Raw genomic sequence first — 7,512 nt, forward strand, 5'->3', positions numbered from 1 at the left:
GCCCGCGCGGTCCGGCACCAGCCGCTCTTCGCGCCCGGCAGCGGCTGGTCGTACTCCAATACCAACTACCTACTCGCCGGTCTGGTGATCGAGGCGGTCACACGTCACAGCGCGCCCTCCGAGATTCAGCGGCGGATTCTCGCCCCGCTCGGCCTGAAGGACACCTCCTTCCCGCTGACCGACCCGGCCATTCACGGCCCTCATCTGCACGGTTACGACCTCACGGGACACGATGTGACCCGATTCAGCCCGTCCTACGACTGGACCGCCGGCGCCATGATCTCCACGGTCGACGACCTGGCCCGATTCCACCGGGCCCTGTTCGCTGGCAAGTTGCTGCGCCACGCCCAGCAGCGCGAACTCCTGACGACGGTGCAGTTCCCCAAGTCACCGGCGTACGGGCTCGGCGTGCAGCGCATGGACGTGCCGTGCGGCTCGGAGCCGGACACCAAGCCGACCAGTGTCTGGGAGACCGACGGTGGCGGACCGGGCTTCACCAGCGTGTCCCTCACCACCGCCGACGGTGAACGGCAGCTGGTCCTCGCCGCCAACGTCTACGACCTCGGCGCGGACCTGAAGGGCGAGCCGCCCGTCCCGCGAAGTAAGGGACTGGGCAAGGCGCAGATGGCAGCCCTGTGCGACTGAGGCAAGGTTGTCGAACGTCTGATCGCCGGGGCCGGCCGCCAAAGGCGGCCGGCCCCGGCCTTTTGTCTGAGACGCAAAGGAGAGGTCCGACCCCATACAGTCCAGCAGCGGCCTGGCGTGCAGCGGCCCGCCCAGCGCCCGTCCTCGCGGCGGGGCCTGGCCAACGCCGGCCAACCAGGGTGGCCCCAGCTGTACCGCCAATTCGCGGAAGAACGCCCAGTCCGGCCGGGACGGGCGCACCAGCCCGCCCGCCGGATCTGGCCGCTCGTTCGTGGGGCTACAGGCTGGGCTGGTACCCGGTGGGGTGCAGGAACTGTCGGACACCGCGCAGTGTGGTGTGCAAAGTCCGCTGGGTTGCCCGGCTGTCGAGGCGCACGTCGAGCGCGCCGGGAAGGGCGCTGTCGGCCCGCAGGCCCGTGGGCAGCCGGGAGGCATCAAGACCGTCCCGCTCGGCGATGAGCAGGCCAAGTTCGTGACGGCTCACTGCGTCGGAGCCTGCGAGGTGGTGGACGCCGGTTGTGTCGGTGGCCGCGAGCTCCAAGAGGGCGGCGGCCAGGTCGGTGACGTGCACGGGGCAACGGATGTCGTCGGTGAATAGCGCACCGTCGCGCGTGCCATCGGCGAGTTCGTGCATCATCTTCTCGTGGGCAGACCGCCCATAACCGATGATCAGCGATGTCCGGGCGACAGCAGCCTTCGGATGTACGGCGAGGACGCCGGTCTCTGCCGCAGCTTTGGCCGCGCCGTAGGGGGTGACGGGATCGGGGCGGCTGGACTCGTCATAGTGGACTTGCGCACCGGAGAACACTGCGTCGCTGGACACGTGTACCATGCGGGTTCCGTACGTCGCTGCGACCATCGCGAGCCGGATGGGGCCCTCTGCCGTGGTCGCCCAGTCGGCCCGCCTTCATTGCCCTCATCGTCGGTGTGTTGGTGGGGGAGGCCAGACGTAGCGGACGTCCGGCTCTCGCTCTTCGTTGCGTACTCCGTCGGTTCGCTCGACCGCGATGAAGCCGTGTCGCTCGTAGAACCGGTGGGCCGATTCGTTGACCTGGAACGTCCACAGCGCCAGTCCGTCCGGCTGCCGCTTCTTGGCCAGGGACATGAAACGGTCGCCCAGGCCCCGCCCGCGCCACGCGGGGTCGAGTGAGAGCTGTTTCAGCTCACCGCCGTTGTGCACCATGAGCCCCACCACGTTGCTGCCGGTGACCGCCACCCAGGTCTCGTACTGGGGCACGAGCACGCGGGCGAACCAGTCGCGAACGCCGGCTTCGTCGTGGGCGCAGCGCACGGTCGGCAGCGCGGCGGCGAAGGAACGCAGCCACAGACCGGCCGCGGGGCGTGCGTCGGAGTCTTCGGCACGACGGACACGGACGTCGTCACTGGTCATGGCAGGGCACCTCCGCGGGTTTCGAGGGCGTTTGCGAGTCGGCTCAGTGGGGACCGTCGGTTCTACTTTCCGGGCCGTCCGAGTTGGTGGAGAGCCGCAGGTATCCGTCTGGGGGGACGAAGGCGCCGCCGGTGGTGCCGTTGATGGGCTCGATCATGACCGCGGCGATCGGCATGACCGACCCTCCCTCGGCCACTGCTGCCGCATGTACCTGTGGGCGAAGACGGCCACGGTCGGAGGGGTTCGCGCCGGTGTTCCAGTGTCGGAAGCTGGTCCGCTGATATCTGGTCCGGTCCTCGGTGGCGAGCGGGAGCGCGGAGGCAGCGACCCCGATCGGCAACACCTATGACACAGCGGCCGCAGACGGCGCGGCGTGAGGCGTACGCGAACGACCTCGGGCAGGAGGCTTCCCCGGTCGCGGCCAACTGCCCGCTCGAACCGGTAGAAGGCGGACCAGGATCGCGCTCAGTGGCTGCCGCCGTCGGAAGATGCGCTGTGCCGGTACGGCGCGGAGTGGACCGCGAGCAAGCTCCGGTGGCACCGCCGTGGAGTTCATCCTGGCCCCGTAGGGTGGCGCGGACGACGTCGCACCACGAACGGGGCATCGACCGACCGGCATTGCGGACGCTCTAGCGTCCGGAGCCGCGTCGTCCGAGGCACGCGGCTTCACCCAGGGCAGAAGGCCACTCCCTTCCCCCGGCGCCCCGGATCCGTAGGGTGAGGGGGTGAGCACTCATGCGCCGAACGAGCCCCGCGTCATCTTCCTGCGCCCGCAGACCCCGTCGCCTGGTTCCGGCGGGGCGGCGGGCGCCCCGCGGCGACCCGTGGGGGGTCCACAGCCACGCGCGCCGAGGGAGCCTTTGTGGCGTGACCTCGTCGGCGGCGTGCTGCGGCGCGAGCGGCTCGCCCAGGAGCGCACCCTGAAGGACGTCTCGGAGGCGGCCCGGATCTCGATGCCGTACCTGTCGGAGGTGGAGCGGGGACGCAAGGAGGCATCCTCCGAGGTGCTCGCGGCCGCCGCCCAGGCCCTGGGGCTCGGGCTCGCCGACCTGCTGCTGCTTGCCGGTGACGAGCTGGCCCGGCACACCCGGAGCCGGGTGGTCCGGGGCCGCACGTCACCCACGGCGCAGTACGACGGCTTCTGCCTCGCCGCCTGACCGGACCCGCCCACGGCCGGTACGACGGGGCGCGCCCCCGTCGTACCGGCCGGCCCGCTGGCTCTCGACCACGCCCGCGCGGGCTCAGACGAACGCGAACCGTCGGCTCAGCACCTCGTCGGCGAGCCCGTAGGCCACGGCCTCCTCGGCGGTGAACACCTTCTCCCGGTCCATGTCCGCGCGCAGCGTCGCCATGTCGTGGTGTGTGTGCCGGGACAGAACCTCCTCCACCTGCGAGCGGATGCGGACCATCTCCTTGGCTGCGAGGCTGAGGTCGGAGACCGTCCCCTGCCGGCCGCCGCTGGCCGGCTGGCCGAGCAGCACCCGCGCGTGCCGGAGCACGAACCGTCGCCCCGGATCTCCGCCCGCCAGCAGCACCGCCGCCGTCGACGCCGCCTGACCGACGCAGAAGGTGGAGATCGGCGCCTGCACGAACGTCATCGTGTCGTAAATCGCCATCAGCGAAGTGAACGATCCGCCGGGCGAGTTGAGATAGATCGAGATCTCCTGCTCCGGGCTCGCCGACTCCAGGTGAAGGAGCTGCGCGATGACCACGTTGGCGACCTGGTCGTCGATCTCGGTGCCGAGGAAGATGATCCGCTCGTTCAGCAGCCGGCTGAAGACATCGTAGGACCGTTCGCCCTGCGCGGTCCGCTCGATCACGTAGGGAACCGTGTACGACCCCATGTCACAGCCCCGCCCGTCGGCGCGGCGTGGCCGGGCGGATGTCGGCGAGCGACTCCACCACCCGGTCCACCATCCCGTACTCCCTGGCCTGTTCGGCCGTGAACCAGCGGTCCCGGTCGCCGTCCCGCGCGATCGTCTCCTCGCTCTGGCCGGTGTGCTCGGCGGTGATCCGCTCGACGGCCTTCTTGGTGAACTGGAGGTTCTCCGCCTGGATCTCGATATCCGCGGCGGTGCCGCCGATTCCCGCCGAGGGCTGGTGCATCATGATCCGCGCGTTCGGCAGTGCGAACCGCTTGCCGGGCGTCCCCACGGTGAGCAGGAACTGGCCCATGCTGGCGGCGAAGCCCATCGCCAGCGTCGAGACGTCGTTCGGGATGAGCCGCATCGTGTCGTAGATGGCGAGACCTGCGGTGACCGACCCGCCGGGGCTGTTGACGTACAGGCTGATGTCGGAGCGCGGGTCCTGCGCCGACAGCAGCAGCAGCTGCGCGCACACCCGGTTGGCCGACACCTCGTCGACCTGGGTGCCGAGGAGGACGATCCGCTGGTCGAGCAGCCTTGCCGCGAGGTGGTCGTCGAAGTGGCCGGGCGGGGTGTCGCCCTCCTCCGCGCGGGGCGCGAGGATGGTCAGGGTAGTCATCTCTTCTCCTTGTCGAGGCGGGGTGCCGTCGACTCCACTCTTGACCTCGGGAACCCCCCGGACGCCGTTCCTCTGCCCCCGGCAGATCCGCCACGGGCGGACACGACGTCACGGCACTCGTAGCTGGAAGCGGTCGGCGCACGGCAGGACTCCGCCGCCTTCCCGCCGTAGGGCTGCCTGGATGGCGGTCAGAAGGTGGTGGGAGGCTTCAGGTGGGAGGGGGCGGGGCCGGGCTCGGCGGCGAGGCCGGCTCGGCGGGCAGTCGCGGGCTGTGCTGGGGGAGTTGTGGGGCGCGGGCCGGTGCCCGGGGCTCTCTCGCATGTTTCACCTGTTGTTTGTGATTCTCGGGGGAGGCACGGTTCTGCAGCTCATGCCGTATCGGGTGGTGTCTGTTTCCCGCCACGGGTCGGCAAGGACTCTGCGGGCCGTTGTGCCCGAAGGGGGTAGAACCGAAGTAAGGCAGCCAAAAGTCGGGGGCACTCGACTTTGGTGCAGCTGCGGCGGGTTCTGCGACCGCTGCTAGCCTGCCGTCCGTGATCAAGAGCGGACTGGCAGGCCGAATGGGCCGCGTGGCGGGGGATAGCAGGCCGGAGCGCGTGCTGATCGCCGCCAGTTTCGTCAACCGGGTCGGCAACGGTCTGTTCAACGCGGCGTCGGCGCTCTATTTCACCGTGGTCGTGGGCCTGCCCGCGGTGCAGGTCGGCGCCGCACTCACCATCGCGGGGCTGATCGGCTTGTGCGCGGGGATACCCGGAGGGCACCTCGCCGACCGACGCAGGGCCCGCACGATCATGATGGTGGCCCTCGTGGTCCAGGCACTGTCGATGGCGGCCCTCGTCCTCGTCGAGAGCTGGACCGCGTTCACGATCACCGCGACGGTCGACCAGATCGCCGCGGCGGCCGGTGGGGCGGCCTGGGGCGCACTGGTGGTCCGGGTCGGGGGTGAACGCCCCGCCCTGTTCCGGGCGAGGTTGCGCACCTTCGTCAACCTGGGCGTCATCCTCGGAACGGTGGGTGCCGGGGCGGCACTGGCCGCGGACACCCGTGGCGCCTACGTCACGCTGATCCTCGGCAACGCGGCGAGCTTCGCCCTGTGCGCGGCGCTCCTGCTCCTCCTGCCCCGCTATCCGGTGCTGCCGGCGCCGCCGCAGCAGCGTCGTTGGATCGCCTTCGCGGACCGCCCGTTTCTGACGTTCACCGCCCTCTACGGAGCCATGGGACTGCAATACCCGGTGGTATCCCTGCTCCTGCCGATCTGGATCTCCGAGCACACCGAAGCGCCGCGCTGGACGATCGCCGCGCTGTTCGCCGTCAATGCCGCCTTCTGCGTGCTGATGCAGACGAGGATCGGCTCCCGGATCGAAAGCCCGCACGACGGCGGCAGGGCGTTTCGCATCGCGCGGCTGCTCTTCCTCGTCAGCTGCCCGTTGATGGCGCTGGCGGCGTACACCCCGGTGTGGGCGGCGGCGGGACTGGTCCTGGCAGCGATCTTCGTCCACAGCCTGGCTGAGGTCTGGGAGTCCTCGGCGGGCTTCGCCCTCGGCTTCGGTCTTGCCCCCGACCACGCCCAGGGCCAGTACCAAGGACTCCTCGGCCTCGGCTTCAACGCGGGCCAGGCCGTTGCCCCGGCCATCCTGACCACGGTGGTGCTCGGCCTCGGCACGACGGGGTGGCTGCTGCTGGCGTTGTTCTTCGCGGCGCTGGGCGCTGCCGGCCCCTCTCTTGCCCGCTGGGGCATGCGGACCCGGCCGCAGCCGGGCGTTGCCGCGGAAGTGACGGGATGAGCAGGGAGTAGGTGTGTCAGGCCGCCTGGCCGTAGCCGTCCACGCCGGGGACATTGCCGCGCAGCGGACTGAAGTCGACGTCCAGGGGGCGGGTCCCACGAACGACCCTTGGCGAATGGGTGACGAGCGAAACGGGCCGGACGCCAAGATCAAGTACTGGCGGCTTTGGCCTTATCTCGGGGCTACCCCTAAAGGTTTCGCCGTGTTGAGCGCCCAGTTCCTGCTCACGGAGAGTTCTCGGGGCGGGGCAGAGCCACCACTTGGGCGGTATCGGTCTCGCTCCGGTCAGGGCGGCGTTCTCCAGAGCGAGCAGGTTGATCGCGGTGGCGTAGAGCTGGAGTGGTTCTTCCCGTTCAGCGCAATGTCTGACCAGCTTGGTGGGCTTCCTTTGAGCTTGTCGTAGAACTGAGGTCCTTTGCGAAAGCTGCCGGGGCGGGGTGGCTTCGGCGGCCTTAACCCGGGCCTCGAAGAGTTCTCTCCGGCTGTGCGGGTGCCCAGCACGGATGGCGTGCTGGGCACCGGCCCCGTGCAGGGGGCCTACCCCGTCGAGGTGCGGAGGTCTGGGCCCGAAGCGGCACCGTAGCCGGGGACCGTCACCGCAACGTGACGGTAGCGTTGGCGGCGTGCGTGAGGCAGGACAGCGGTGCCGCGTACGGGTCGGCTTTGGCCGTATGCCGTCGTTGCGGACGCTTCGCAGGGGCACTCGCCGAGGTGCACCGAAAATGGATCAGTGGGACTCTACTGGTACCTCCTCGGCATTGTCTGCGTAGCCTCGGCAGCGCTGCCAGGCCAGGGCCGCGTCGTTCAGGCGAAGTATCCGTTTTGATGCCGGTTCAGGCATGGGATGCGGCTGCGGTGTTCATGGATCGGGCTGGAACGGGGGCAGGCACGGACTCCGGGTGATCATGAGGTGTCGAGTCCCTGACCACCGCAACGGAAGACCGTGCCTGCCCGAACATCATCGCCCATCCCCGCTGGCCTGGGCCAGCTCGCCGCCGCCCGGCCCGCCGCGCCCGGGGAACACCCACACCTGCTGGACCACCTCGCGACGGTGCCCGATCCGCGCCGGGCCAAGGGCCGCCGCCACCCCCTTGCCTTCGTCCTCACGCTCGCCGCGTGCGCGGTGCTGGCCGGCGCGAAGTCCCTGACCGCGATCGCGGAGTGGGCCACCGATGCCCCAGCCGCCGTGCTCGCCGCTCTCGCCGGCCC

The 7,512-nt window shown here is 70.1% G+C and carries 8 protein-coding genes and 2 pseudogenes; 5 read left to right on the plus strand and 5 right to left on the minus strand.

Annotated elements, in window-relative coordinates:
- Positions 1 to 645 (plus strand): serine hydrolase domain-containing protein (locus ACIBAD_RS37370; protein ID WP_398911501.1); only part of this gene is annotated, 645 nt, incomplete at its 5' end.
- 277 nt (positions 646 to 922) lie between these two features.
- Here ACIBAD_RS37370 and ACIBAD_RS37375 read toward each other — a convergent pair.
- The 3 genes and pseudogenes from ACIBAD_RS37375 to ACIBAD_RS37385 all read right to left on the minus strand — a co-directional run.
- A pseudogene (locus ACIBAD_RS37375) lies at positions 923 to 1,546 on the minus strand (sugar nucleotide-binding protein); the annotation flags it as partial.
- A 15-nt stretch (positions 1,547 to 1,561) separates the two neighbouring features.
- Complete coding sequence (locus tag ACIBAD_RS37380) at positions 1,562 to 2,035, minus strand: GNAT family N-acetyltransferase (RefSeq protein WP_398911502.1); 474 nt, start codon at positions 2,033 to 2,035, stop codon at positions 1,562 to 1,564.
- 43 nt (positions 2,036 to 2,078) lie between these two features.
- On the minus strand, positions 2,079 to 2,210 hold the full coding sequence (locus tag ACIBAD_RS37385; protein WP_398911504.1) for a hypothetical protein: 132 nt from the start codon (positions 2,208 to 2,210) through the stop codon (positions 2,079 to 2,081).
- A 191-nt stretch (positions 2,211 to 2,401) separates the two neighbouring features.
- Between ACIBAD_RS37385 and ACIBAD_RS37390 the strand changes: the two are divergent.
- Positions 2,402 to 2,573 (plus strand): annotated as a pseudogene (locus ACIBAD_RS37390) (HNH endonuclease); the annotation flags it as partial.
- A 187-nt stretch (positions 2,574 to 2,760) separates the two neighbouring features.
- The gene (locus ACIBAD_RS37395; protein WP_134068480.1) at positions 2,761 to 3,192 is read left to right on the plus strand and encodes a helix-turn-helix transcriptional regulator; all 432 of its coding nucleotides are present in this window, start codon (positions 2,761 to 2,763) and stop codon (positions 3,190 to 3,192) included.
- 84 nt (positions 3,193 to 3,276) lie between these two features.
- Here ACIBAD_RS37395 and ACIBAD_RS37400 read toward each other — a convergent pair whose 3' ends face one another.
- Both ACIBAD_RS37400 and ACIBAD_RS37405 read right to left on the minus strand, forming a co-directional pair.
- A complete protein-coding gene (locus ACIBAD_RS37400; protein ID WP_398911506.1) occupies positions 3,277 to 3,879 on the minus strand; it encodes a ClpP family protease in 603 nt (200 codons plus the stop codon).
- A 1-nt stretch (position 3,880) separates the two neighbouring features.
- Positions 3,881 to 4,519: a ClpP family protease gene (locus ACIBAD_RS37405; protein ID WP_398911508.1), complete on the minus strand. Its 639-nt coding sequence runs from the start codon at positions 4,517 to 4,519 to the stop codon at positions 3,881 to 3,883.
- A gap of 596 nt (positions 4,520 to 5,115) precedes the next feature.
- Here ACIBAD_RS37405 and ACIBAD_RS37410 point away from each other — a divergent pair.
- Positions 5,116 to 6,303 (plus strand): MFS transporter, encoded by a 1,188-nt coding sequence (locus tag ACIBAD_RS37410; RefSeq protein ID WP_398911510.1) that lies wholly within the window; start codon positions 5,116 to 5,118, stop codon positions 6,301 to 6,303.
- 943 nt (positions 6,304 to 7,246) lie between these two features.
- A partial coding sequence (locus tag ACIBAD_RS37415) for a transposase family protein (RefSeq protein ID WP_398911512.1) occupies positions 7,247 to 7,512 on the plus strand: 266 nt, incomplete at its 3' end.

It is taken from the genome of Streptomyces sp. NPDC051109, assembly GCF_044455885.1.
GTDB lineage: Bacteria > Actinomycetota > Actinomycetes > Streptomycetales > Streptomycetaceae > Streptomyces.